This is a genomic window from Pseudomonas sp. MM227, assembly GCF_947090715.1.
GTDB lineage: Bacteria > Pseudomonadota > Gammaproteobacteria > Pseudomonadales > Pseudomonadaceae > Aquipseudomonas > Aquipseudomonas baltica.
The window spans coordinates 3,358,203-3,381,209 of sequence record NZ_OX352319.1; the positions used below are offsets into that span (position 1 = coordinate 3,358,203).

Genomic DNA, 23,007 nt, shown 5'->3' on the forward strand with positions numbered 1-23,007 from the left:
TCAGGCATCCAATAGCGCGTGGGCAATGCCTTGCAGTTTACGGGTGAGCGGTCCCGGCGACCACCTCAGCGACGTGAAAGCGCGCACCGGCCACACGCCGTAGACACTGTTGCAGACAAATACTTCGTTGGCCCGTGCCAGGTCCGCTGGCCACAGGTCACCCACGGACACCTGCAGACCCAGCGTCGCGGCTTGCTCCAGCAGTTCGGCGCGCATCACTCCGGCCACGCCGCAGCGATGCAGCGCGGGCGTGTGCAACACCCCGTCGACCACCAGGAACAGATTGCTGTAGACCCCTTCGACGAGGCGCCCGGACACGTCCAGCATCAAACCTTCGGCAAAAGCCGGGTCGCTCCATTCGGCGCGGGCCAGTACCTGCTCCAGGCGATTGAGGTGCTTGAGTCCGGCCAGCAAGGGTTGCTCGGCGAGCCGCGTGCTGCACGGGTAGAGTTCCACACCCTGCGCGCGGTGCGTCTGCGGATAGGCAGGGCTGGGAGAACCTTGCAGAATGCGCCGCGCCGCGGCCTGCGGATCAGCGGCATAACCGCGCGCACTGTCACCGCGAGTGACGATCAACTTGAGCACGCCCTGACCCAGTGCCGCCGCATAGCGCACGACCTCGTCGCGCAACACCGCCAGTTCGGCCACGATCGCCAGACGCTGGCAGCCCAGCGCAACGCGCGTCAGGTGACGGTCCAGCAGCACCGCCTGGCCATTGCGTACGGCAATGGTTTCGAACACACCATCTCCGTAGGCCAGGCCTCGACTCTTCAGGCCCAGCGCATCGCCTGGCTGCCCGTCGAGCCAGGCCTGCATCAACCGGGAAAGCGCCGGAACACCAGGGAACCGTTGGTTCCACCGAAACCGAACGAGTTGCTCAGCACCACGTCGATCGGCATGCTGCGCGCGGTGTGCGGCACGAAGTCCAGGTCGCAGCCCTCGTCCGGCTCGTCCAGGTTGATGGTCGGCGGCGCCATCTGGCTGTTGATGGCCAGCACACTGAAGATGGCCTCGACGGCACCGGCGGCACCCAGCAGGTGACCGGTCATCGATTTGGTCGAGCTTACCGCCAGCTTGTACGCATGGTCGCCGAACACGGTCTTGATGGCGCTGACTTCGGCCAGATCGCCCGCCGAGGTCGAGGTGCCATGGGCATTGATGTACTGCACCTGGTCGGGCGTGATGCCGGCATCGCGCAGCGCATTGGTCATGCAGCGTGCCGCACCGGCGCCATCTTCAGGCGGCGAAGTCATGTGGAACGCATCGCCGCTGGTGCCGAAACCGATCAGCTCGGCATAGATGGTCGCACCACGCGCCTGGGCGTGCTCGAGTTCTTCGAGCACCAGCGCGCCTGCGCCATCGGACAGGACGAAACCGTCGCGGCCCTTGTCCCACGGACGGCTGGCCCGGGTCGGCTCGTCATTGCGCGTGGACAAGGCACGCGCCGCGCCGAAGCCGCCCATGCCCAGCCCGCAGGCGGCCATTTCCGCACCACCGGCGATCATCACGTCAGCCTCGCCATAGACAATGTTGCGCGCGGCCATGCCAATGCAATGGGTGCCGGTGGTGCAGGCGGTGGCGATTGCGTAGTTGGGCCCCTGCGCACCGAGGTGAATCGACAGGAAACCGGAAATCATGTTGATGATGGAGCCAGGCACGAAGAACGGCGATATCCGCCGTGGCCCGCTGTCGTGCAGCATGCGGCAGGTTTCTTCGATATTGGTCAGGCCACCGATGCCCGAGCCCATGGCCACGCCGATACGCTCGCGATTGGCGTCGGTGACTTCAAGGCCCGCGTTGCGTACTGCCTGGAAACCCGCGGCCAGGCCATACTGAATGAACAAGTCGAGCTTGCGTGCCTCCTTGACCGAGAGGTATTGCTCGACATCGAACCCCTTCACCGAGCCGCCGAAACGGGTCGAATAGGCCGACAGATCCGTATGTTCGATGGGACCTATGCCACTGCGGCCGGCCAGGATGCCCTGCCAGCTGCTCGGCACGTCGGTGCCCAGCGGTGACAGCATGCCCATACCTGTGACCACGACGCGTCTACGCGACACAGCACTCTCCTTATTCTGGAAACATCACCGCGCGGCCGTCTAAAGAAAAAACCGCACGCCAACGAAGGCAGTGCGGTTTTCCATGACAAGCAACGGCGATTACAAAACGTTACGCCTGGTGGGCGGTGACGTAATCGATGGCAGCTTGAACAGTGGTGATTTTCTCGGCTTCTTCGTCAGGAATCTCGGTTTCGAATTCCTCTTCCAGAGCCATCACCAGCTCAACGGTGTCCAGGGAATCGGCACCCAGATCTTCAACGAAGGAAGAAGTGTTGTTGACCTCCTCCGCTTTGACGCCCAGTTGCTCGGCGACGATCTTCTTGACGCGTTCTTCGATGGTGCTCATACCTTGTTTTCACTCCTAATGGACATATGTCAGGCGGCTGGCCGGTACGTAAGTTTATAGAAGAAGCTCGGCTTTTCAAACTGAAAGCGTCACTGCGACCCCACGTAAGCCCGCCACCTAGAATTCGGATGCAGCTTTATAACGGATTTTGGATGCCGGGTAAGACATTTTTTTGAAGCAATCCGTCACATTTTCATTTACATGTACATGCCGCCGTTCACCGGGATTGTAGCCCCTGTGACGTAGGCTGCACCGTCGGAAGCCAGAAAACCGACCACTTTGGCGATTTCGTCGGCCTGACCCAGGCGACCCAGCGGAATCTGGCCCTGCAGCGCTTCGCGCTGTGCTTCGGGCAGTTCGCGGGTCATGTCGGTGTCGATGAAACCGGGCGCCACCGAGTTCACGGTGATTGCGCGCGAGCCGACTTCACGTGCCAGGGCACGACTGAAACCCTCGAGACCGGCCTTGGCCGCGGCGTAGTTTACTTGGCCGACGTTGCCCATTGCACCTACAACCGAACCAATGCTGATGATCCGACCCCATCGCGCTTTGGTCATGCCACGCAATACGGCCTTGGACAGACGGAACAGGCTGTTGAGGTTGGTATCGACCACATCGTGCCATTCGTCGTCTTTCATGCGCAGCATCAGGTTGTCGCGGGTGATGCCGGCGTTGTTGACCAGAATCGCCGGGGCGCCGAACTGCTCCTGGATCTTGGCCAGGGTGGCAGCCACCGACTCGTCACTGCACACGTTCAGCTCCAGGCCGGTGCCTTCGATGCCGTGCTCCTTGAGCGTGGCAGCAATGCGTGCGGCGCCGCTTTCGGAGGTAGCGGTGCCGATGACGGTGGCGCCCATGCGACCCAGTTCCAGGGCAATCGCCTGGCCAATGCCACGGCTTGCGCCAGTGACCAGTGCAACTTTACCTTGCAGGCTCATGCAAGTTCTCCTTGATCAGGCTTGCGCCGCGCGGGTGGCGGCGAAGGCTTCGGGGGTGTTCAGGTTGTCGGTGCTCACGACCTCGGCGCAGCGCTTGTTGAGGCCGGCCAGGACTTTGCCCGGCCCGCACTCGACCAGACGCGGCGCACCCTGGGCAGCCAGGTACTGCACGGTTTCAACCCAACGTACTGGCTTGTACAACTGCTCGAGCAGGTCGCGCTTGAGGGTGTCGAGATCGGCCGGCACGGCGGCGCTGACATTCTGCACGACCGGGATCTGCGGCGACTGCCAGTCGATGGCATTGACCGACTCGGCGAAACGCTCGGCAGCCGGTTTCATCAAGGCACAGTGCGACGGCACGCTGACCGGCAACGGCATGGCGCGCTTGGCGCCCTTGGCCTTGCACAGTTCGATGGCACGGGCAACGGCTTGCGCCGAACCGGCAATCACCACCTGGCCCGGAGAGTTGAAATTGACCGCGCTGACCACGTCGCCCTGGGCCGCTTCGGCGCAGGCTGCCAGCACATCGGCGTCTTCCAGGCCAAGAATGGCCGCCATGGCCCCCTGCCCGGCGGGAACCGCTTCCTGCATCAACTGGCCGCGACGCTCCACCAGCTTGACCGCATCGGCCAGGGACAGGCAGCCTGCGGCCACCAGCGCACTGTATTCGCCCAGGCTGTGGCCGGCGACATAGGCCGGACGCTCGCCGCCCTCGGCCAACCACAGGCGCCAAAGCGCGATGGAAGCGGCAAGAATGGCGGGTTGCGTCTTGTCGGTCTGGTTGAGGCTTTCGACCGGGCCCTGTTGAACCAGCGCCCAGAGGTCATAGCCCAAGGCGTCGGACGCCTCCTTGAAGGTGTCCATGACCAAGGGGTACTGCGCACCCAGCTCGGCCAGCATGCCGAGCGACTGGGAGCCTTGCCCCGGGAAAACGAATGCGAGGGATGCAGACATTGAACAAGCCCTTGTATGATCTTGTTGCCGGAAAATTCGACGCCGGAAGCGTGTCCGGCGCACTGAACTGACAGTTGGATAACGTACACCTGCCAGTGGTCACATTTAAGCACCTCTGGCCGCGCACGCCTAAAGCAGCCTCTGCGCCAGCTGCCCATGCAGGCGTCGCGGCAGGTTTTCGCGAATCTCGTCGCGCGCCCGGTCTATCGCACACTGCAGCCCTTCCACGCCAGCGGCGCCATGGCTCTTGACCACGATGCCCTGCAGGCCGAGCAGACTTGCGCCGTTGTAGCGCGCAGGGGCCAGGTCGGCCTGCAGTCGCTTGAGCAACGGCAGAGCCAGCACGCCCGCGGCGCGCGCCATCAGGCTGCTGCGAAACAGCGCCTGCACGCGCTCGGCGAACATGCCGGCCAGGCCTTCGTTGGATTTGAGCAGGATATTGCCGACGAAGCCGTCGCACACCACCACATCGGCCTCGCCTCGAAACACGCCGTCGCCTTCGATGTAGCCGGTATAGTTCAGGCTCTGCGCCTTGCGCAACAGGCTGGCGGCAAGCTTGACCTGCTGGTTGCCCTTGATGTCCTCGGTGCCCACGTTGAGCAGCGCAACCCGCGGCCGCTCGACGCCCAGTGCCTGGGCCGCGACCGAGCCCATCACGGCGAACTGATACAGGTGCTCGGCACTGCAGTCGACATTGGCGCCCAGGTCCAGCAGCTGGCAGTACCCTCCCCGTGTCGGGATCGCGGCCATCATGGCCGGGCGGTCGATGCCCGGCAGGGTCTTCAGCAAGTGCCTGGACAAGGCCATCAGAGCCCCGGTGTTGCCGGCGCTGACCACCGCCTGGACCTGCTCGTCACGCAGCAGCTCGAGCGCCACACGCATCGACGAATCCGGCTTGCCGCGCAACGCCTGGGACGGGCGCTCGTCCATGCCGACCACTTCACCGGCGGCAGCGATGTGCAGGCGTGAGCGATCCATTGCCGGCTGGCTGGCAATCAGTTCTTCGAGGAGTTGAGGGTGACCGACGAGGGTCAGGTGCAGCGAGGGCGTAGCTGACAGGCAGGCAAGGCTGGCCTGAACAATGCTGCGGGGACCGAAGTCCCCGCCCATTGCATCAATCGCGATGGACTGAGCGGACAAGATTTACTCGTCAGCGCCCTTGTCGATCACTTTACGGCCACGGTATACGCCTTCTGGCGATACGTGGTGACGCAGGTGCACTTCACCGGTGGTCTTTTCGACCGACAGGGTGCTTGCCTCGAGTGCGTCGTGCGAACGGCGCATGTCACGGGCAGAGCGGGATTTTTTGTTCTGCTGAACAGCCATAATTGATTAACTCCTAAACGTTTGGGTCACGCTTTAACTGCGCCAATACACTGAACGGGTTGGACCGCGTTACCTCGTCCTCGCTCGGATCGGGATCATCTGCTCCCGCCGGCTGCTGGCATTCTTCCGGATGATGAGCAGGCACGATAGGCAAGGCGAGCAACAGCTCCTCCTCGACCAGCGCCTGCAGATCCAATGGATCTTCGCCCAGTTCCAGCACGTCATAACCTTTCGGTAACGACTGGGTGTTCGCACCCTCCTTCACCACGGCATAACTGCATTCGCTGTGGATCGGCAGGGTTACCAGCTCAAGACAACGCTGGCAAACCATCTTGACTTCGACGTCCAGGCAGCTGTGGATGACCACGGCCTTGCGTTCGTCTCGCTCGAAAATGAATTTGGCCTGCACCGTACCGACGGTGTCGGAAAGCGGGTCGCAGAGTCTCTCCAAATCGGCCAAGAGCAGCGAACCTTCTAGGGTTACGCCACGATCTGCCAATTTGCGCGGGTCAACGTGAGGTGGAATCGGGTCATTCAACATAGGCGCAGCATTCTAGGGACGACCCCCTCACCTGTCAAAGGAAATTCAGGCCCAAGTGCATGATAGAGTGGCCGTTCATCCACAGGAGCCTGCCATGCCTGCTTTGCTACTCGCTTCCAGCTCCCCCTACCGCCGCGAACTGCTGGCGCGGCTGCGCCTGCCGTTCACCTGCGCATCACCCGACATCGACGAAAGTCACCTGCCAGACGAGCCGGCCTGCGCCCTGGTCAAACGCCTCGCCGAGCAGAAAGCCCGGGCGCTGGCCGCGCTGCATCCCGGGCATTTGATCATTGGTTCGGACCAGGTTGCGGTGCTCGCAGACAGGGTTCTGGGCAAGCCTGGCGGCTTCGCACAGGCGCGCGAGCAATTGCTGGCTGCCAGCGGCCGGTCCGTCACGTTTCTGACCGGGCTGGCGCTATTGAATGTGGTAAGCGGCGAGTGCCAGGTCGATGTGGTGCCGTTCACGGTGCACATGCGCCCGCTATCGGCCGCTGCCATCGAACGCTACCTGTTGGCAGAGCAGCCTTATGACTGCGCCGGCAGCTTCAAGGCCGAAGGGCTGGGTGTGACTCTGTTCCAGAGCACCGAAGGTGCGGACGCCACCAGCCTGGTGGGCCTGCCGCTGATTCGCCTGGTGGACATGCTGCTTGCAGAGGGTGTGCAACTGCCTTGAGCCTTGCGGGGGGTGATTACTGCCGCTTTCGCGGGCAGAGCCCGCTCCCACAAGCGCAGAAGCGGCCTTCTGTGGGAGCGGGCTTTGCCCGCGAAGAGGCCATCGACAGCGCTGCAACGACTCAGCGCAGGCTCGGCCCCTGGAATCCCATCCACATCGCGATCTGATCGGCAACGCTGGCACCGAACTTCTTCGAGAAGCGGTCGAGCGGCGATTCCTTCACGGTGAAGTCGACCATGTCCTTGGCGCCGATCACGTCGCGGGCAACCATGCTGCTGCTGCCCAGCGCGTCGACCAGACCCAGTTGCAGTGCCTGCTCGCCCGACCAGATCAGCCCGGAAAACAATTCGGGATGCTCTTTGTCTTTGAGTCGGTCACCACGGCCGGCCTTGACGCTGTCGATGAACTGCCGGTGGGTGGTCGCCAGCACGCCCTTCCAGAACTCGGTCTCATCGGCACGCTGCGGCTGGAACGGATCCAGGAATGCCTTGTGCTCGCCCGAGGTATAGGCACGGCGCTCGACGCCCAGCTTCTCCATGGTGCCGACGAAGCCGTAGCCGGCCGCCGTCACGCCAATGGAACCGACCAGGCTGGATTTGTCGGCGTAGATCTCATCCGCGGCGCTGGCGATGTAATAGGCCCCAGACGCGCCCAGGTCGGCAATGACCGCGTAAACCTTGATGTCCGGATGCTCACCGCGCAAGCGACGGATCTCGTCGAAGACGTAGCCGGACTGCACCGGACTGCCGCCAGGGCTGTTGATGCGCAAGATCACGCCCTTGACCTTGGTGTCTTCGAATGCACTGCGCAGGCTGCCGACGATATTGTCCGCGCTCGCGGCCTCCTTGTCGGCAATCACACCGCGCACGTCGATCACCGCGGTATAGCCGGACGCACTGCTGCTCGTGGCCTTTTCCATATCCAGCAGCGGCGAGAAGAGAAAGATCGCGCCGAACAGATAGATGAACGTCAGCAGCTTGAAGAAGATGCCCCAGCGGCGAGCGCGGCGCTGTTCCTGCACACTGGCCAGCAGGGTTTTTTCGAGCAGTCGCCAGCTTTTCTCATCACCTATGGGCGCGCTGTCTTCTTCACTGCGTGGAGCTTTCCATTGATCGGACATTCTCTACCTCTTGTTCAGGCTGATACGCGACGACTGTCGAGCCACGCGGGCAATTGGTCGAACGATTCGATGCACACCTGCGGTTCGTATTGGCGCAGCACATGCAACGGCAGGGCGCCGTAACCGACGGCCACGCTGTGCATGCCGGCATTGCGCGCCATCAATAGATCGAACGAGGCATCGCCGACCATCAGCGAGCGCTCAGGCACCGCCTCGCAGTGGCTCATGATCTGCTCGAGCATCAGAGGATGGGGCTTGCCGCGGGTTTCATCGGCAGCACGGGTGATGTCGAAAAAGTCTTCCCAGCCATGCGCCTTGAGCACTCTATCCAGCCCGCGCCGCGCCTTGCCGGTTGCCACGGCAAGGCGATAGCCCTGCTCGCGAAACCCGAGCAAGGCTTCGCGTACACCGGGAAACAGCGCAGACGGCGTGGCGTCCAGGGCCATGTAGGCATCGGCGTAATGCGCGCGCATGGCCAACACCTGGGCCTCGTCAAGCTGGGGATACAGCACGCCGATGGCTTCGGACAGGGCCAGGCCGATGATGCCCTTGACCGCTTCGTCACTGCACGGCGGGTAGCCGGACAGTGCTGCGGCGGCGTGCATGGCCTCGACGATCCGGCCTATGGAGTCGCACAGGGTGCCGTCCCAATCGAAGATCAACAGCGAGTAATCAGCTTGCACTCAGGCGCTCCACGGTCCGGGCCCAGACTTCGTCGACCGGCGCCTCGACTTTCAACTCACCGCCATCGGGCAGCGGCACCGTCAAGGCATAGGCGTGCAGGAACAGACGCTTGCCACCCAGCTCGCGAATCTCCTTGGAGAAGTTTTCGTCGCCGTACTTGGTGTCGCCGGCAATCTCGTGCCCGGCATGCAGGGCGTGTACGCGGATCTGATGGGTGCGCCCGGTGATCGGGCGCGCCTCGACGATGGTCGCGAAGTCGCCGAAGCGGCGCAGCACCTTGAACAGGGTCAGCGCTTCCTTGCCTTCTTCGTTGATCTCGACCATGCGCTCGCCAGAACGCAGGTTGCTCTTGAGCAGGGGCGCATTGACCTGCTTCTTGGCGGTCGCCCAATGCCCGCGCACCAACGCCATGTAGCGCTTGTCGACACCGTCGCCACGCAGCGCCGCGTGCAGGTGGCGCAGCATGGAGCGTTTCTTGGCGATCATCAGCAGCCCGGACGTGTCGCGATCCAGGCGATGCACCAGTTCGAGCTCCTTGGTGTCGGGGCGCAACTGGCGAAACGCTTCGATCACGCCAAAGCTCAGGCCGCTGCCGCCATGCACGGCAATGCCTGCCGGCTTGTTCAGCACGATCAAGGCCTTGTCTTCGTAGACAATGGCATCTTCGAGCCGCTGCAGCAGCCCTTGCGCAACCGGCACGGGCGCGTCGCGCTCGGGCAGGCGCACCGGCGGCACGCGTACGATGTCGCCGGCCTGCAGCTTGTATTCCGGCTTGATGCGCCCCTTGTTCACCCGCACTTCGCCCTTGCGCAGGATGCGATAGATCAAGGTTTTCGGAACGCCCTTGAGCGCCGTGATGAGAAAGTTGTCTATGCGTTGGCCGGCAAGTTCCGGCGCAACCTCGATCAGCTGAACGCCGGAGGTTGGGGGAGTAGTAGTCGTCATGGCCGCGATCATAACAATTTTTTATGGATTTGAAGCACTTAATGATTGCTGCTATAGTCGCGAACGCCGCCATAAGCGGCTGGGCAGCGGACAAGCGGTTATGAACCGGCCCTGACCAACGCAATTCTCGAGGACGCGAGGCCGTCCTACGGGGCTTTTGCCAGTTACGGAGTGTTTGAGGGCAACGCCGCGCAGGTGCGAGAAAACCGATGAAAGCCCAGGAACCCCGGCATACCGGACACCTTCCTGCCTTTTGTTCGACGCCACTTACGCTTTGCAGTCGTCCTTACCCAGTTCAGGTACAAGCTTCGGAAACCCAATGCCTTAGTCATACAGGGCGAACTTTACGAATTGAAGTTCGCGATATTGCCAACCCGTTGCGGATTCAGCGCGCGGCAGCACCCGAATTATCAGGGATACGTGTAGGGTGGAGATGCACAACCGTCGGACCGTGTAGTACCGCGTCACGGCAGGAAGCAGCCTCAGGCACTTCTGCCATGCCGGTCTTGAACAAGACGCTCAAGGGCGTCCACGCCAGACGATTGATTCCTCCTCCTGACTGAGTGCTTTTGACACCACAGCAAGCAGGACGCGTCGTCGCGGTTCCGCCCCTGTTGGGCAGAAATCGCTGGACACTGCAGTGGCCTAGGCCCTGTTGACGCACCTGACACCGACCGTGAGAAGTCGTGTGTGCCGAACGCCGTTTCCGGCAGCCCGGAAACCGACGGTACTACATGAAAAGAATGCTGATCAACGCAACTCAACCCGAAGAGTTGCGTGTTGCCCTTGTAGACGGCCAGCGCCTCTACGACCTAGACATCGAGTCGGGCGCCCGCGAGCAGAAGAAGGCCAACATCTATAAAGGCCGCATCACTCGCATCGAACCCAGCCTTGAAGCCGCCTTCGTCGACTTCGGCTCGGAACGCCACGGCTTCCTGCCCCTCAAGGAAATCTCCCGCGAGTACTTCAAGAAAAACCCCGAAGGCCGCGTCAACATCAAGGAAGTCCTGAGCGAAGGCCAGGAAGTCATCGTCCAGGTCGAGAAGGAAGAGCGCGGCAATAAGGGCGCCGCCCTGACCACGTTCATCAGCCTCGCCGGTCGCTATCTGGTACTGATGCCCAACAATCCGCGTGCTGGCGGCATTTCCCGTCGCATCGAGGGTGAAGAGCGCAACGAACTGCGCGAGGCACTCAACGGCCTGGTCGCTCCTGCCGACATGGGCCTGATCGTTCGCACCGCCGGCCTTGGCCGCAGCAGCGAAGAAATGCAGTGGGACCTGGACTACCTGCTGCAACTGTGGACCGCGATCAAGGAAGCCTCGCTGGACCGCTCCGCACCTTTCCTGATCTACCAGGAAAGCAACGTCATCATCCGTGCGATCCGCGACTACCTGCGCCAGGACATCGGCGAAGTGCTGATCGACAGCGTCGAAGCCCAGGACGAAGCCCTGACCTTCATCCGCCAGGTGATGCCGCAGTACGCCAGCAAGATCAAGCTGTACGAAGACAGCGTGCCACTGTTCAACCGCTTCCAGATCGAAAGCCAGATCGAAACCGCTTTCCAGCGTGTGGTCGAGTTGCCTTCCGGCGGTTCGATCGTCATCGATCCGACCGAGGCACTGGTGTCCATCGACATCAACTCGGCGCGCGCCACAAAAGGCAGCGACATCGAAGAAACCGCCCTGCAGACCAACCTCGAGGCTGCTGAAGAGATCGCGCGCCAGCTGCGTCTGCGCGACATCGGCGGCCTGATCGTCATCGACTTCATCGACATGACGCCGGCCAAGAACCAGCGCGCCGTGGAAGACAAGGTCCGTGAGTCCCTGGAAGCCGACCGCGCTCGCGTACAAGTAGGCCGCATCTCGCGTTTCGGCTTGCTGGAAATGTCCCGCCAGCGCCTGCGCCCCTCGCTGGGCGAAAGCAGCGGCATCGTCTGCCCGCGCTGCAGCGGCACCGGCATCATTCGCGACGTCGAATCGCTGTCGCTGGCCATCCTGCGCCTGATCGAAGAAGAAGCCCTGAAGGACCGCACTGCCGAAGTCCGCGCCCAGGTGCCGATTCCGGTTGCAGCGTTCCTGCTCAACGAAAAACGCAACTCCATCACCAAGATCGAACTGCGCACTCGTGCGCGCATCGTGATCCTGCCGAACGATCACCTGGAAACGCCGCACTTCGAAGTACAGCGCCTGCGTGACGACAGCCCGGAAGCGCAGAACAGCCAATCCAGCTACGAAATCGCCGCTGCCGAAGTGGAAGAAGTGCTGCCGGTTGCCGCCACGCGCACCCTGGTCCGCCAGGAAGCCGCAGTGAAAACCGCGCCGACCCGCGCCGCCGCGCCGGTCGTAGCCGAAGAAGCTGCCCCCGTGGCTGCGGCAGCGCCTGCTCCCACTCCTGCTCCGCAGATCGCCGAACCCAGCCTGTTCAAGGGCTTGGTCAAGTCGCTGGTAAGCCTCTTCGCCACCAAGGAAGCACCTGCTGCACCTGTGGTCGTCGAGAAACCCGCTGCCACCACTACCGAGCGCCCGGCGCGCGAAGAGCGTCGCAACGGTCGCCAGCAGAGCCGCAACCGCAGCAGCGGTCGCCGCGACGAAGAACGCAAGCCACGCGAGGATCGCGCACCGCGTGAAGATCGCGCTGCCCGTGAAGACGCACCTGCCGCCCGTGAAGAGCGCCCTGCCCGCGCACCGCGTGAGGAACGCCAGCCGCGCGCACCACGTGAAGACCGTCGCCCACGCAATGGTGGCGACGACGCTCCACGCGTCCGTGAACTGCGTGAGCCGCTGGACGCTCCAGCCGCACGCGAAGAACGCCCGGCCCGCGAAGAGCGCGCGCCACGTGAAGAACGTGTCGTCCGCGAGGAACGTGCTCCGCGCGAAGAACGTGCGCCCCGCGAAGAGCGTCCGGCCCGCGAAGAACGTGCACCGCGCGAAGAGCGTCCGGCCCGTGAAGAACGCCAGCCCCGCGCTGCGCGCGAGGAGCGTGTCGATCATCCGGAAAACCCGGCGGAGACCGAAGTCGACAATGCCGAAGAGGCACTGACCAACGAGGAACTGCTGCAGGACGACAACCAGGACAGCAACGACGGCGATCGTCCGCGTCGCCGCTCCCGTGGTCAGCGTCGTCGCAGCAACCGCCGCGAACGTCAACGCGATGCCAACGGCGACGTGATCGAGGGCTCGGAAGAGTCGAACGAATCGGCCACCGAAGGCGAGTCGAACGGTGCAGCCCTGGCCGCCGGCGTTGCCGTCACCGCAGCGGTTGCGGAAAGCTCCATCAGTGCTTCCGCCGAAGCCCAGGCCCACGAGCAGGCCGAACAGGCCAATCGCAGCGTGCAGCCTGCCACCGTCGAAGACACCGCCGTCGAAAGCGAAAGCCTGGCTGCACCGGAGATCGTCGCCACCGCGCCGACCGCCGAAGCGGCTGTTGAAGTGCCGGTAGACACTGCAGCAATTGCTTCGGCCCAGGCCCACAGCGAGCCCGAAGTCGAACGGCCTGCCACGGTCTCGGCGCCCGACAGCTGGGCTGCGCCTGCCAACGAAAGCGCCGCACCGGTAGTCGAGCAGCAGCCCGTCACCGAAGCAGCCAAGCCTGCCGAGGCCGTCGAAGCCGTCGAGCCTGCGCAGGAGCACGTCGCCGAGCCGGTGGAACTGACGCCTCCGTTCGACGCCACGCCAACGCCGATCAGCCAACCTGGCGCCGACGTCGAAGTGGACGCACCGGTGGTGGTCGATCCGGCACAGGTCAGCGAGCCGACGCCTCAGCCTCGCGCTGCCGAGCCTGCCGCAGACGCACCGTGGTTGCCTGCCGAGCCTGCCTTGCACCACATCAGCGAACCGGCTGGCGCGGAACCAGTAGCCGCCGAGCCTGTAGTGGTCGAACCGGCTGCCGTCCTGCCGGTCGTCGAGCCGGTGCAGGCAAGCGAGCCCGCAACGGTCGTGGAGCCCGAGCCTGCTCAGGAAGTCGAACCGGCGCCGGCCCTGCCAAGCAATGGTCGTGCACCCAACGACCCACGTGAAGTGCGTCGTCGCAAGCGCGAAGCCGAGGAAGCGGCGAAAGTCGCTGCCTCGAAGCCCGACACTGAGGTATCCAGCGCCGCTGTCGCGCAAGATACCCAGGACGAGCCCAAGCCACTGGTGTAATCAGCCCGTGTGAATCAGCCCCCGTCGTGCAAGCGCCGGGGGCTTTTTCTTGCCGTTGGTGCAGGAATTCGGCCTGATTCGAACCTTAATGCATTTTAAGCGTTGACAGCCTTTCAACTATCTGTAGAATGCGCCTCCACAGACGCGGGATGGAGCAGTCTGGTAGCTCGTCGGGCTCATAACCCGAAGGTCGTCGGTTCAAATCCGGCTCCCGCAACCAAACATCGGAAGGGCCACTCTATAAACGGGTGGCCTTTTTCGTATGCGCTCGATAAAGCCCTCCGCCACGGCAACACGCCCTGCACACCTGCAATGTGAAAGTTGCTTTACAGTTCGCCACGCGTCGGTCACCGGTCGTGCGCAGGCGCTAGAATGGCGCGAATTATTTTTTCCACAGGGATTGGTACTTTGACGGGATCCCGGCATCCTGTTGCGCACAATCCAAGAGGTGATTGATGCGCTCTGACTTGCCCGATTCAACCGCTGTGGAACTCCCCCCGCCGCTGCCGCTGCCAGTCCGATCAAGCCTGCGCGTGCCCGCTGGCTCGATCTGCTGAGCCGCTACCGGCAACCGGTGGGGCTGGCCGTTACCCTGTTGCTGTTCGCCATCGCGCTATTGGCCTGTCGGCACCTGCTCAGCGAGCTGGACATCTACGCCTTGCACGACTCGGTCCTGGCCACCCCGCCTGCCGCTTTGGGCGGGGCGCTGCTGGCCATGGTCTGCGGGTTCATCATCCTGCTGGGCTACGAATGGTCGGCCAGCCGCTATGCCAACGTCACCCTCCCCGCACGCACCCTGGCCCTGGGGGGGTTCACCTCGTTCGCCATCGGCAATGCCATTGGCCTGTCGATGCTGTCCGGCGGTTCGGTGCGTTATCGGCTGTACTCGCGGCTGGGCGTGGGCGCCGGCGAAGTTGCGCGCATGACCCTGTTCGCCAGCCTTTCGCTGGGTTGCGCCCTGCCGCCGCTCGCTGCGGTGGCCACCCTCAGCAGCCTGCCCGCCGCTTCCATGGCTCTGGGGCTGTCACAGGGGCTGCTGGGGATGATTGCCGCAGTCGTGCTGGTACTGACCGCGTTGCTGGTACTGGGCGTCTATCGACGGCGCCTGGCCGAGCAGCCGCTGCCTCACAATCTGTTGGTGCGAGCGGGACGTCGCACGCTGCGACTGCCCAGCGCACGCCTGACACTGCTGCAACTGGTCATCACCGCGCTGGACGTGGTGGCCGCAGCCACCGTGCTGTATCTGTTGCTGCCCGAAGCGCCGCCGTTCGGCGCTTTCGTGCTGATCTACCTGCTGGCGCTCGCCGCAGGCGTACTCAGCCACGTGCCTGGCGGAGTCGGCGTGTTCGAAGCGATCCTGCTGGCGGCGTTCGCCGATACCCTGGGCGCCGCGCCGCTGGCAGCTGCCCTGCTGCTGTATCGCCTGATCTATGTGGTGTTGCCGATGCTGGTGGCGTGCGTGGTGCTGCTGGCCAACGAAGCGCGCCGCCTGTTTTTCGCTCAGCAGGCGATTCGCGTGGCTTCCGGGCTGGCTGCGCCGATATTGGCAGTGCTGGTGTTCCTCTCCGGCGTGGTGCTGCTGTTTTCCGGTGCCACGCCTGAGATCGACACCCGCCTGCAGGACCTGGGCTTCCTCATTCCCCATCGCCTCATCGACGCCTCGCACCTGGGCGCAAGCCTGGTGGGCGTGCTGTGCCTGCTGCTGGCCCAAGGGTTGCGCCGACGCCTGTCGGCGGCCTGGGTATTGACCATGGTGCTGCTGCTGGCGGGCGCCGTGCTGTCGCTGCTCAAAGGCTTCGACTGGGAAGAAGCGTCGTTGCTGTGCATGACCGCACTGCTGCTCGCCGTGTTCAAGCGCTCGTTCTACCGACCCAGTCGCCTGCTCGAGCTGCCGTTTTCACCGCTGTACCTGATCGCCAGCGTGTGCGTGGTGGGCGCGTCGATCTGGTTGCTGTTCTTCGCCTACCAGGATGTGCCCTACAGCACCAAGCTGTGGTGGCAGTTCGCACTGGATGCCGATGCCCCCCGCGGCCTTCGCTCGGCCCTGGGCAGCGCGGTGCTGTTGATCGTGGTCTCGCTGACCTGGCTGCTGCGTACCGCACGCCCGGTGATTCACTTGCCCACACCCGAGGAACTGCAGCGCGCCGCGACCATTCTCAAGGCGTCGCACCAGCCCGATGGTGGCCTGGCCCTGACCGGCGACAAGGCGTTGCTGTTCCACCCCAAGGACGAGGCGTTTCTGATGTACGCTCGCCGCGGGCGCAGCCTGGTGGCGCTGTACGACCCCATCGGCCCGACCCAGCCGCGTGCCGAAATGATCTGGCAGTTTCGCGACCTGTGCGACTTTCACCACGCCCGCCCGGTGTTCTATCAGGTCAGGGCAGAAAACCTGCCGTTCTATATGGACATTGGCCTGACCGCGATCAAGCTGGGTGAAGAGGCTCGGGTCGACTTGCACGCTTTCGATCTGGAAGCCAAGGGCAAGGAAATGAAGGATCTGCGCTACACCTGGAACCGCGGCGGTCGCGACGGCCTGTCCCTGGAGATCTACGAGCCCGGCCAGGCACCGCTGGACGAGCTCAAGGTCATTTCCGACGCCTGGCTCAGTGGCAAGAACGTGCGCGAGAAGGGGTTTTCCCTGGGCCGCTTCAGCCCGGAATACCTGAACCATTTTCGTATCGCGATCGTCCATTTCGAGGGCAAGCCGGTGGCGTTCGCCAACCTGCTGGAAACCGACAGCAGAGAGCTGGCCAGCCTGGACCTGATGCGCGCGCATCCCCAGGCGCCCAAATTGACCATGGAATTCATGATGGTAGGCTTGATCCAGCACTACAAGAAACACGGTTACGCTCGCTTCAGCCTGGGCATGGTGCCGCTGTCGGGCCTGCAGCCTCGGCGCGGCGCACCCCTGACCCAGCGCCTGGGTTCGATGGTCTTCAACCGTGGCGAGCAGCTGTACAACTTCCAGGGCTTGCGTCGCTTCAAGGACAAGTTCCAGCCGACCTGGGAGCCTCGTTACATGGCCGTGCCGGCAGGCCTTGACCCGCTGGTCGCACTGGCTGATACCGCCGCCCTCATTGCAGGTGGCCTGACAGGATTGGTGAAACGCTGATGATTCGACGTAACTGGCGCAAGTTGTTCGCCTTGATCGTGGTACTGCTGCTGGCGGTAGCCGGTTATTACTGGTGGGCCACCCGCCCTGTCCCTGCGGCGCAGCTCAGCGCCCAACGCCTGAACAACGGCAGCGATGCCCGCGAAGTCGTCCCCGGCACTCGGACCAAGTCGCGAGTGGCGATTGCACTGCCTGCTGCCGAAGCCTTGACCGACAAGCAGCTGCTGGACCTGAGCCGGGATGCCTCGGCGCACATCGTCCAGGTGATCCTGCCGGAAACCGACTGCGGCCTGCAGCAGGCCGCCCTGGACGCTGCCATCAAGCGTCTCGACGGCGCACCGGACCTGGTGGCTGGCATAGGTCCGGGTGCGTCGCTGGCCTGGCGCTGGTTGGCCACCCAGGACAATGACAAGGCTCAGGCCGTGTCGGTGGACCTGAGCGTGGAGAAACCGGACGGCTGTCTGCCGGAACTGCCGAAGAAGGCCGAGCATGGCCAGTGGATGGTTGCCTGGAATGACAACCCCGACGATGCCAGTGCAGCGTTCGTGCGTGACCAGCCCAATGCGCAGACTGTCATCAGCGACTACGACGTGAAGCTGCCGCAGGTGCTGAAGAACCAGATCACCGCCATCCTGGTCGGCACCGAGGGCACCCATCTGGCCATCCCGGTAGTCGAAGTGCCCGCCACGCAGAGCAACGAGACCGTCAGCCTGTTCCTGTCGGGCGACGGCGGCTGGCGCGACCTCGACAAGGCGGTTGCCGGCGACATGGCGACGATGGGCTACCCGACCGTGGGTATCGACACCCTGCGCTACTACTGGGAACACAAGACGCCCGAGCAGAGTGCCGACGACCTGGTCGAGCTGATGCACTTCTACCGGCAGAAGTGGGGCGCAAAACGCTTCGTGCTGACCGGTTATTCGTTCGGTGCCGACGTGCTTCCGGCCATCTATAACCGCCTGCCCGCCGAGGCACAGGATAGCGTCAGCGCTATCATCCTGTTGGCGTTCGCCCGCAGTGGCAGCTTCGAGATCGAAGTCGAGGGTTGGCTCGGCAACGCTGGCAAGGAGGCCCCCACCGGGCCGGAAATGGCCAAGCTGCCGGCCGCCAAGGTTGTTTGCGTGTATGGCGAAGAAGAGGCCGACGAAAGCGGCTGTACCGAGGCGACTGCAGTAGGCGAGAAGCTCAAGCTGCCGGGTGGCCACCATTTCGACGAGAATTACCCGGCGCTGGCCAAGCGCCTGGTGCTGCAGATCGACAAGCGTACCGGCTCGAACTGACCGGGCTGCAAAAGCAAAGCCCCGGACCTGCGCAGGTACCGGGGCTTTTTTTTGTGCGGCCTACACCGAACCTACATCTCCACCTGCGTACCGAGTTCGATCACCCGGTTCACCGGCAGTTTGAAGAAGCGCAGGTTGCCATTGGCATTCTTCAGCATGAAGGCGAACAACTGCTCGCGCCAGCGCGCCATGCCGGCCAACTTGGAGGCGATCACCGTCTCGCGGCTGAGGAAATAGGTGGTGCGCATCGGGCTGAAGTCCAGCTCCGGCAGATCGCACAGGGCCAGGGCGCCGGGCACGTCCGGTTCGTCCATGAAGCCGTAATGCAGAATGACCCGGAAGAACCCTTCGCCATAGCTCTGCACCTCGAACCGCCGTGCAATGGGCACCCTCGGTGTGTCTTCGTTGACCACCGTCAACAGCACCACCTGCTCATGCAACACCTGGTTGTGCAGCAGGTTGTGCAACAACGCGTGGGGCACGGCATCGGAACGTGCAGTAAGGAACACCGCCGTGCCCTGGACGCGATGCGGCGGCTGTACGCTGATGCTGCCGATGAAGATCGGCAGCGGCAACCCGCCCTCGTCGATCCGTTCGACCAGCAGTTGCTTGCCGCGCTTCCAGGTAGTCATGAGGATGAACAACACGGTCCCTGCCAGAACCGGGAACGCACCGCCCTGAATGATCTTCGGCACGTTGGCGGCGAAGAACAGGCCATCGACCAGAAGGCAACCCAGCAGAACCGGCACGGCCAGCACCGGCGGCCACTTCCACAGCAGCAGCATCACGGCCGACACCAGGATGGTGGTCATCAACATGGTCCCGGTGACGGCGACGCCATAGGCCGAGGCCAGCGCACCGGAGGATTCGAAACCGATCACCAGCAGCACCACGCCAACCATCAACGCCCAGTTCACCGCGCCGATATAGATCTGCCCCTGCTCGCTGCTCGACGTGTGCTGGATGTGCATGCGCGGGATGTAGCCCAGCTGGATAGCCTGCTGGGTCAGGGAGAACGCGCCGGAGATCACCGCCTGCGATGCGATCACGGTGGCCAGGGTGGACAGTGCCACCAGCGGCACCAAGGCCCAGCCTGGCGCCAGCAGGAAGAACGGATTGCGCGCCGCCTCGGGGTTTTCCAGCAACAGGCCGCCCTGGCCGAAGTAGTTCAGCACCAGGGCAGGCAGCACCAGAATGAACCAGGCACGGGCAATCGGCTTGCGGCCAAAATGCCCCATGTCGGCATACAGCGCCTCGGCGCCGGTCAGCGCGAGCACCACGGCGCCGAGGATCGCCACACCCATGCCGGGGTGAACGATGAAGAAGCGCACTGCCCAGACCGGATTGAACGCCTTGAGCACTTCGGGGTGCTGGTATACCCCGTAGGCACCCAGCAGCCCCAGCACCAGGAACCACACCACCATCACCGGCCCGAACAGCTTGCCGATGCGTTGTGTACCGTGCTTCTGGATCAAGAACAGCGCCACCAGTACCACCAGCGCCATCGGCACCACCCAGCGCTCCAGGCCATCGAACGCCAGTTCCATGCCCTCGATGGCCGAAAGCACCGACACCGCCGGGGTGATCATGCTGTCGCCGTAGAACAGCGCGGCACCGGCCAGCCCGCACACCACCATCAAGGCACGCAGCCTGGGCAGCGAGGCGGTGGCACGCGTCGCCAACGCCGTCAGGGCCATGATGCCGCCTTCGCCCTGGTTGTCGGCGCGCAACACGAACAGCATGTACTTGATCGAGACGACCCAGATCAGCGACCAGAAAATCAGCGAGAGGATGCCCAGCACCCCGTCGTGGGAAATGGGCACGCCATAGCCCCCGGAAAAGACTTCCTTGAGCGTGTACAACGGGCTGGTGCCGATGTCGCCATAAACGACACCGACCGCTGCCACCAGCATGCCGATCGGTCGGGCCGCCGAATGTCCGCCATTGCCGTTACTGCTTGCCTGAACCATCGACCACTCCCGCACCCGTGATTTGTAACGCCATGTGGCGAGATGCGGCGAAGCATAGCGCAGCACTCGTCGCAATTCCTCGCATAATGCTGGTCAAGCGACCCGGCCATCGCTAGAATTGCGCACTTTTTGATCAGAGGCGTACCCAGCGCCCACCTGTGTGGCCCACGAGGCCCTATCGATACCGAGGTTAGCCATGTCCACCACTCCTTCGTCGGCCGCTCCAAAGGTCGGCTTCGTCTCGCTGGGTTGCCCCAAGGCCCTGGTCGATTCCGAGCGAATCCTGACTCAGTTGCGCATGGAAGGTTACCAGGTGGTGTCCACCTACGAAGACGCCGACGTGGTGGTCGTCAACACCTGTGGTTTCATCGACACCGCCAAGGCCGAGTCCCTGGAAGTGATCGGCGAAGCGCTCAAGGAGAACGGCAAGGTCATCGTCACCGGCTGCATGGGCGTGGAAGAAAATGCCATTCGCAAGGTGCACCCCAGCGTGCTGTCGGTCACCGGCCCGCAGCAGTACGAGCAGGTGGTCAACGCGGTGCACCAGGTGGTGCCGCCTCGGCATGACCACAACCCGCTGATCGACCTGGTACCGCCACAGGGCATCAAGCTGACGCCGCGTCACTACGCCTACCTGAAGATTTCAGAAGGCTGCAACCACAGCTGCAGCTTCTGCATCATCCCCTCGATGCGCGGCAAGCTGGTCAGCCGTCCGGTGGGCGATGTGCTGAGCGAGGCCGAGCGCCTGGTCAAGGCCGGGGTCAAGGAAGTGCTGGTCATCTCCCAGGACACCAGTGCCTATGGGGTGGACGTGAAGTACAAGACCGACTTCTGGAACGGTCGCCCGGTCAAGACGCGCATGCTCGAATTGTGCGAAGCCCTGAGCACCCTGGGCGTCTGGGTGCGCCTGCACTACGTGTACCCCTACCCCAACGTCGACGACATCATCCCGCTGATGGCCGCCGGCAAGATCCTCCCGTACCTGGACATCCCCTTCCAGCACGCCAGCCCGAAAGTGCTCAAGGCCATGAAACGCCCGGCCTTCGAAGACAAGACCCTGGCGCGGATCAAGAAGTGGCGCGAGCAGTGCCCGGACCTGATCATCCGTTCGACCTTCATCGTCGGCTTCCCCGGCGAGACCGAAGAAGATTTCCAGTACCTGCTGGACTGGCTGAGCGAGGCGCAACTGGACCGCGTTGGCTGCTTCCAGTATTCGCCGGTCGAGGGCGCGCCTGCCAACCTGCTGGACGCTGCCATCGTCCCCGACGACGTGAAACAGGACCGTTGGGACCGCTTCATGGCGCACCAGCAGGCCATCAGTGCCGCACGCCTGCAGATGCGCATCGGCAAGCGCGTGGAAGTGCTGATCGACGAGGTCGAGGAACAGGGTGCGGTGGGCCGTTGCTTCTTCGACGCCCCGGAAATCGACGGCAACGTGTTCATCGACGATGCCACCCACCTCAAGCCGGGCGACAAGGTCTGGTGCACCATCGTCGATGCCGACGAATACGATCTGTGGGCCGAACTGGCCTGATTCGAGCTGCCCTGGCTCGACAGGCAAGACGGCGGCGACCGGCCCGGTTCGCCGCCACGCCAGCCGCGGGCGCCAGACGCCGGGCAATCTGCGCGGGCTTAACCGCCTCCAGGCAGTTACACTAGCGCCCTTTCCTTGCTACGGCCGCAGTCATGTCTGAACCCACTCGTCTTTCCAAACGCCTCATCGAACTGGTCGGGTGTTCCCGCCGCGAGGCCGAACTCTTCATCGAAGGCGGCTGGGTGTCCGTTGACGGCGTGGTGGTCGACGAACCGCAGTTCAAGGTGGACGCACAGAAGGTCGAGCTCGATCCTCAGGCCAAGGCCGAAGCACCGGAGCCGGTGACCCTGTTGCTGCACCAGGCACCGGGACAGAGTGCCGAAGACGCGCTGGCTACGCTCAACGCCCAGACCCTGTCCAGCGAGCACGGCTTCGGCAAGCGTCCGCTCAAGGGCCACTTCCTGCGCCTGAGCTGCGCGGCCGAGCTGCCTGCCAATGCCAGCGGCCTGCAGATCTTCACCCAGGACTGGAAGACCCTGCGCAAGCTGACCGCCGATGCGGCCAAGATCGAACAGGAATACGTGGTGGAAATCACCGGCGAGATGAGCCCCCACGGCCTCAACCGCCTCAATCATGGCGCGATGTACAAGGGCAAGGCGCTGCCGGCGGTGAAAGCCAGCTGGCAGAACGAGACACGCCTGCGCTTCGCCTTGAAGAACCCGGCACCCGGGGTGCTGCAGCAACTGTGCGCCAGTGTCGGTCTGACGATCGTCTCGATCCGCCGCATTCGCGTGGGCGGTGTGTCGATGGGCAAGCTGCCCCTGGGCCAGTGGCGCTACCTGACGACCAAGGAAAAATTCTGAACCCTCTCTTTTTCCGGCGCTGCCTGGGCAGCGTCGTTCAACCAGGATACACACCATGATCCACAACGATGTACTGCGCAGCGTGCGCTACATGCTCGACATCAGCGACGGCAAAGTTGCCGACATCACCGCTTTGGGCGGACTGGAAATCAGCAAGGCCGACGTCATCAGCTACACCAAGAAGGACGAAGAAGAAGGCTTCGTGCATTGTCCGGATGCTGTCCTGGCGCATTTTCTCGATGGCCTGGTGATCTATCGCCGCGGTCGCGACGAGAGCCGCCCCGCCCAGGCGGTCGAGCTGCCGGTCACCAACAACATCGTCTTGAAGAAACTGCGCGTGGCTTTCGAACTCAAGGAAGACGACATGCACGCCGTGCTCAAGTCGGTCGACTTTCCGGTGTCCAAACCTGAACTGAGCGCCTTGTTTCGCAAGTTCGGCCACAACAACTACCGTGCGTGCGGCGACCAGTTGCTGCGCAACTTCCTCAAGGGCCTGACCCTGCGAGTCCGCGGCTGAGCCCC

General features: G+C 63.5%; 19 protein-coding genes and 1 tRNA gene. 8 read left to right on the top strand and 12 right to left on the bottom strand.

Annotated elements, in window-relative coordinates; all coding sequences use genetic code 11:
• The 8 genes from pabC to ONG87_RS15235 all read right to left on the bottom strand — a co-directional run bounded on the left by pabC (position 1) and on the right by ONG87_RS15235 (position 6,165).
• Positions 1-816 carry an aminodeoxychorismate lyase gene (gene pabC / locus ONG87_RS15200; RefSeq protein ID WP_264381568.1) on the bottom strand — a complete coding sequence of 272 codons (816 nt, stop codon included), beginning with the start codon at positions 814-816 and terminating at the stop codon, positions 1-3.
• On the bottom strand, positions 816-2,060 hold the full coding sequence (gene fabF / locus ONG87_RS15205; protein WP_264381569.1) for a beta-ketoacyl-ACP synthase II: 1,245 nt from the start codon (positions 2,058-2,060) through the stop codon (positions 816-818). Before fabF ends, pabC begins: the two co-directional genes overlap by 1 nt.
• Before the next feature lie 109 nt (positions 2,061-2,169).
• Positions 2,170-2,406 (bottom strand): acyl carrier protein, encoded by a 237-nt coding sequence (acpP, locus tag ONG87_RS15210; protein WP_043185221.1) that lies wholly within the window; start codon positions 2,404-2,406, stop codon positions 2,170-2,172.
• Positions 2,407-2,603: 197 nt separating this feature from the next.
• Positions 2,604-3,344 carry a 3-oxoacyl-ACP reductase FabG gene (gene fabG / locus ONG87_RS15215; RefSeq protein WP_122476491.1) on the bottom strand — a complete coding sequence of 247 codons (741 nt, stop codon included), beginning with the start codon at positions 3,342-3,344 and terminating at the stop codon, positions 2,604-2,606.
• Positions 3,345-3,359: 15 nt separating this feature from the next.
• Positions 3,360-4,298, bottom strand: coding sequence for an ACP S-malonyltransferase (fabD, locus tag ONG87_RS15220; RefSeq protein WP_264381570.1), 939 nt, complete (start codon positions 4,296-4,298; stop codon positions 3,360-3,362).
• Positions 4,299-4,427: 129 nt separating this feature from the next.
• Entirely contained in the window at positions 4,428-5,438 is a 1,011-nt protein-coding gene (gene plsX, locus ONG87_RS15225) for a phosphate acyltransferase PlsX (RefSeq protein WP_367400440.1), read from the bottom strand.
• Between the two features lie 3 nt (positions 5,439-5,441).
• Positions 5,442-5,624 carry a 50S ribosomal protein L32 gene (rpmF, locus tag ONG87_RS15230; RefSeq protein ID WP_003179396.1) on the bottom strand — a complete coding sequence of 61 codons (183 nt, stop codon included), beginning with the start codon at positions 5,622-5,624 and terminating at the stop codon, positions 5,442-5,444.
• A 13-nt stretch (positions 5,625-5,637) separates the two neighbouring features.
• Positions 5,638-6,165: a YceD family protein gene (locus tag ONG87_RS15235; RefSeq protein ID WP_122476496.1), complete on the bottom strand. Its 528-nt coding sequence runs from the start codon at positions 6,163-6,165 to the stop codon at positions 5,638-5,640.
• Between the two features lie 94 nt (positions 6,166-6,259).
• Between ONG87_RS15235 and ONG87_RS15240 the strand changes: the two genes are divergently transcribed.
• The gene (locus tag ONG87_RS15240) at positions 6,260-6,838 is read left to right on the top strand and encodes a nucleoside triphosphate pyrophosphatase (protein WP_122476498.1); all 579 of its coding nucleotides are present in this window, start codon (positions 6,260-6,262) and stop codon (positions 6,836-6,838) included.
• Positions 6,839-6,959: 121 nt separating this feature from the next.
• Here the strand turns inward: ONG87_RS15240 and ONG87_RS15245 are convergent, their stop codons facing one another.
• The 3 genes from ONG87_RS15245 to rluC are packed head-to-tail and all read right to left on the bottom strand — an operon-like array spanning position 6,960 to position 9,587.
• Positions 6,960-7,958: a S49 family peptidase gene (locus tag ONG87_RS15245; RefSeq protein ID WP_122476500.1), complete on the bottom strand. Its 999-nt coding sequence runs from the start codon at positions 7,956-7,958 to the stop codon at positions 6,960-6,962.
• Positions 7,959-7,972: 14 nt separating this feature from the next.
• Positions 7,973-8,641: an HAD-IIIA family hydrolase gene (locus tag ONG87_RS15250; protein WP_192052822.1), complete on the bottom strand. Its 669-nt coding sequence runs from the start codon at positions 8,639-8,641 to the stop codon at positions 7,973-7,975.
• On the bottom strand, positions 8,631-9,587 hold the full coding sequence (gene rluC, locus ONG87_RS15255; RefSeq protein WP_122476782.1) for a 23S rRNA pseudouridine(955/2504/2580) synthase RluC: 957 nt from the start codon (positions 9,585-9,587) through the stop codon (positions 8,631-8,633). Before rluC ends, ONG87_RS15250 begins: the two co-directional genes overlap by 11 nt.
• A gap of 743 nt (positions 9,588-10,330) precedes the next feature.
• Between rluC and rne the strand changes: the two genes are divergently transcribed.
• The 4 genes from rne to ONG87_RS15275 all read left to right on the top strand — a co-directional run bounded on the left by rne (position 10,331) and on the right by ONG87_RS15275 (position 18,118).
• A complete protein-coding gene (gene rne / locus ONG87_RS15260; protein WP_264382868.1) occupies positions 10,331-13,726 on the top strand; it encodes a ribonuclease E in 3,396 nt (1,131 codons plus the stop codon).
• A gap of 143 nt (positions 13,727-13,869) precedes the next feature.
• A tRNA-Met gene (locus tag ONG87_RS15265) sits at positions 13,870-13,946 on the top strand.
• A 300-nt stretch (positions 13,947-14,246) separates the two neighbouring features.
• Positions 14,247-16,838: a bifunctional lysylphosphatidylglycerol flippase/synthetase MprF gene (gene mprF / locus ONG87_RS15270; protein WP_264382869.1), complete on the top strand. Its 2,592-nt coding sequence runs from the start codon at positions 14,247-14,249 to the stop codon at positions 16,836-16,838.
• On the top strand, positions 16,838-18,118 hold the full coding sequence (locus ONG87_RS15275; protein WP_264381571.1) for a virulence factor family protein: 1,281 nt from the start codon (positions 16,838-16,840) through the stop codon (positions 18,116-18,118). Before mprF ends, ONG87_RS15275 begins: the two co-directional genes overlap by 1 nt.
• Before the next feature lie 71 nt (positions 18,119-18,189).
• Here the strand turns inward: ONG87_RS15275 and ONG87_RS15280 are convergent, their stop codons facing one another.
• Positions 18,190-20,088 carry a potassium transporter Kup gene (locus ONG87_RS15280; protein WP_122476508.1) on the bottom strand — a complete coding sequence of 633 codons (1,899 nt, stop codon included), beginning with the start codon at positions 20,086-20,088 and terminating at the stop codon, positions 18,190-18,192.
• 196 nt (positions 20,089-20,284) lie between these two features.
• Between ONG87_RS15280 and rimO the strand changes: the two genes are divergently transcribed.
• The 3 genes from rimO to ONG87_RS15295 all read left to right on the top strand — a co-directional run bounded on the left by rimO (position 20,285) and on the right by ONG87_RS15295 (position 23,002).
• On the top strand, positions 20,285-21,622 hold the full coding sequence (rimO, locus tag ONG87_RS15285) for a 30S ribosomal protein S12 methylthiotransferase RimO (protein WP_122476509.1): 1,338 nt from the start codon (positions 20,285-20,287) through the stop codon (positions 21,620-21,622).
• A gap of 152 nt (positions 21,623-21,774) precedes the next feature.
• Positions 21,775-22,485: an rRNA pseudouridine synthase gene (locus tag ONG87_RS15290; protein WP_192138102.1), complete on the top strand. Its 711-nt coding sequence runs from the start codon at positions 21,775-21,777 to the stop codon at positions 22,483-22,485.
• Positions 22,486-22,540: 55 nt separating this feature from the next.
• On the top strand, positions 22,541-23,002 hold the full coding sequence (locus tag ONG87_RS15295) for a DUF1456 family protein (protein WP_122476512.1): 462 nt from the start codon (positions 22,541-22,543) through the stop codon (positions 23,000-23,002).
• Positions 23,003-23,007: the final 5 nt, after the last annotated feature.

Excerpts from the sequence above, each read along its gene's own strand:
- fabD (WP_264381570.1), bottom strand. The coding sequence starts at position 4,298 with ATGTCTGCATCCCTCGCATTCGTTTTCCCGGGGCAAGGCTCCCAGTCG.
- rimO (WP_122476509.1), top strand. The coding sequence starts at position 20,285 with ATGTCCACCACTCCTTCGTCGGCCGCTCCAAAGGTCGGCTTCGTCTCG.
- ONG87_RS15290 (WP_192138102.1), top strand. The coding sequence starts at position 21,775 with ATGTCTGAACCCACTCGTCTTTCCAAACGCCTCATCGAACTGGTCGGG.
- ONG87_RS15280 (WP_122476508.1), bottom strand. The coding sequence starts at position 20,088 with ATGGTTCAGGCAAGCAGTAACGGCAATGGCGGACATTCGGCGGCCCGA.
- rluC (WP_122476782.1), bottom strand. The coding sequence starts at position 9,587 with ATGACGACTACTACTCCCCCAACCTCCGGCGTTCAGCTGATCGAGGTT.
- acpP (WP_043185221.1), bottom strand. The coding sequence starts at position 2,406 with ATGAGCACCATCGAAGAACGCGTCAAGAAGATCGTCGCCGAGCAACTG.
- rne (WP_264382868.1), top strand. The coding sequence starts at position 10,331 with ATGCTGATCAACGCAACTCAACCCGAAGAGTTGCGTGTTGCCCTTGTA.
- ONG87_RS15275 (WP_264381571.1), top strand. The coding sequence starts at position 16,838 with ATGATTCGACGTAACTGGCGCAAGTTGTTCGCCTTGATCGTGGTACTG.
- ONG87_RS15240 (WP_122476498.1), top strand. The coding sequence starts at position 6,260 with ATGCCTGCTTTGCTACTCGCTTCCAGCTCCCCCTACCGCCGCGAACTG.
- pabC (WP_264381568.1), bottom strand. The coding sequence starts at position 816 with ATGCAGGCCTGGCTCGACGGGCAGCCAGGCGATGCGCTGGGCCTGAAG.
- rpmF (WP_003179396.1), bottom strand. The coding sequence starts at position 5,624 with ATGGCTGTTCAGCAGAACAAAAAATCCCGCTCTGCCCGTGACATGCGC.
- fabG (WP_122476491.1), bottom strand. The coding sequence starts at position 3,344 with ATGAGCCTGCAAGGTAAAGTTGCACTGGTCACTGGCGCAAGCCGTGGC.
- ONG87_RS15235 (WP_122476496.1), bottom strand. The coding sequence starts at position 6,165 with ATGTTGAATGACCCGATTCCACCTCACGTTGACCCGCGCAAATTGGCA.
- ONG87_RS15295 (WP_122476512.1), top strand. The coding sequence starts at position 22,541 with ATGATCCACAACGATGTACTGCGCAGCGTGCGCTACATGCTCGACATC.
- ONG87_RS15245 (WP_122476500.1), bottom strand. The coding sequence starts at position 7,958 with ATGTCCGATCAATGGAAAGCTCCACGCAGTGAAGAAGACAGCGCGCCC.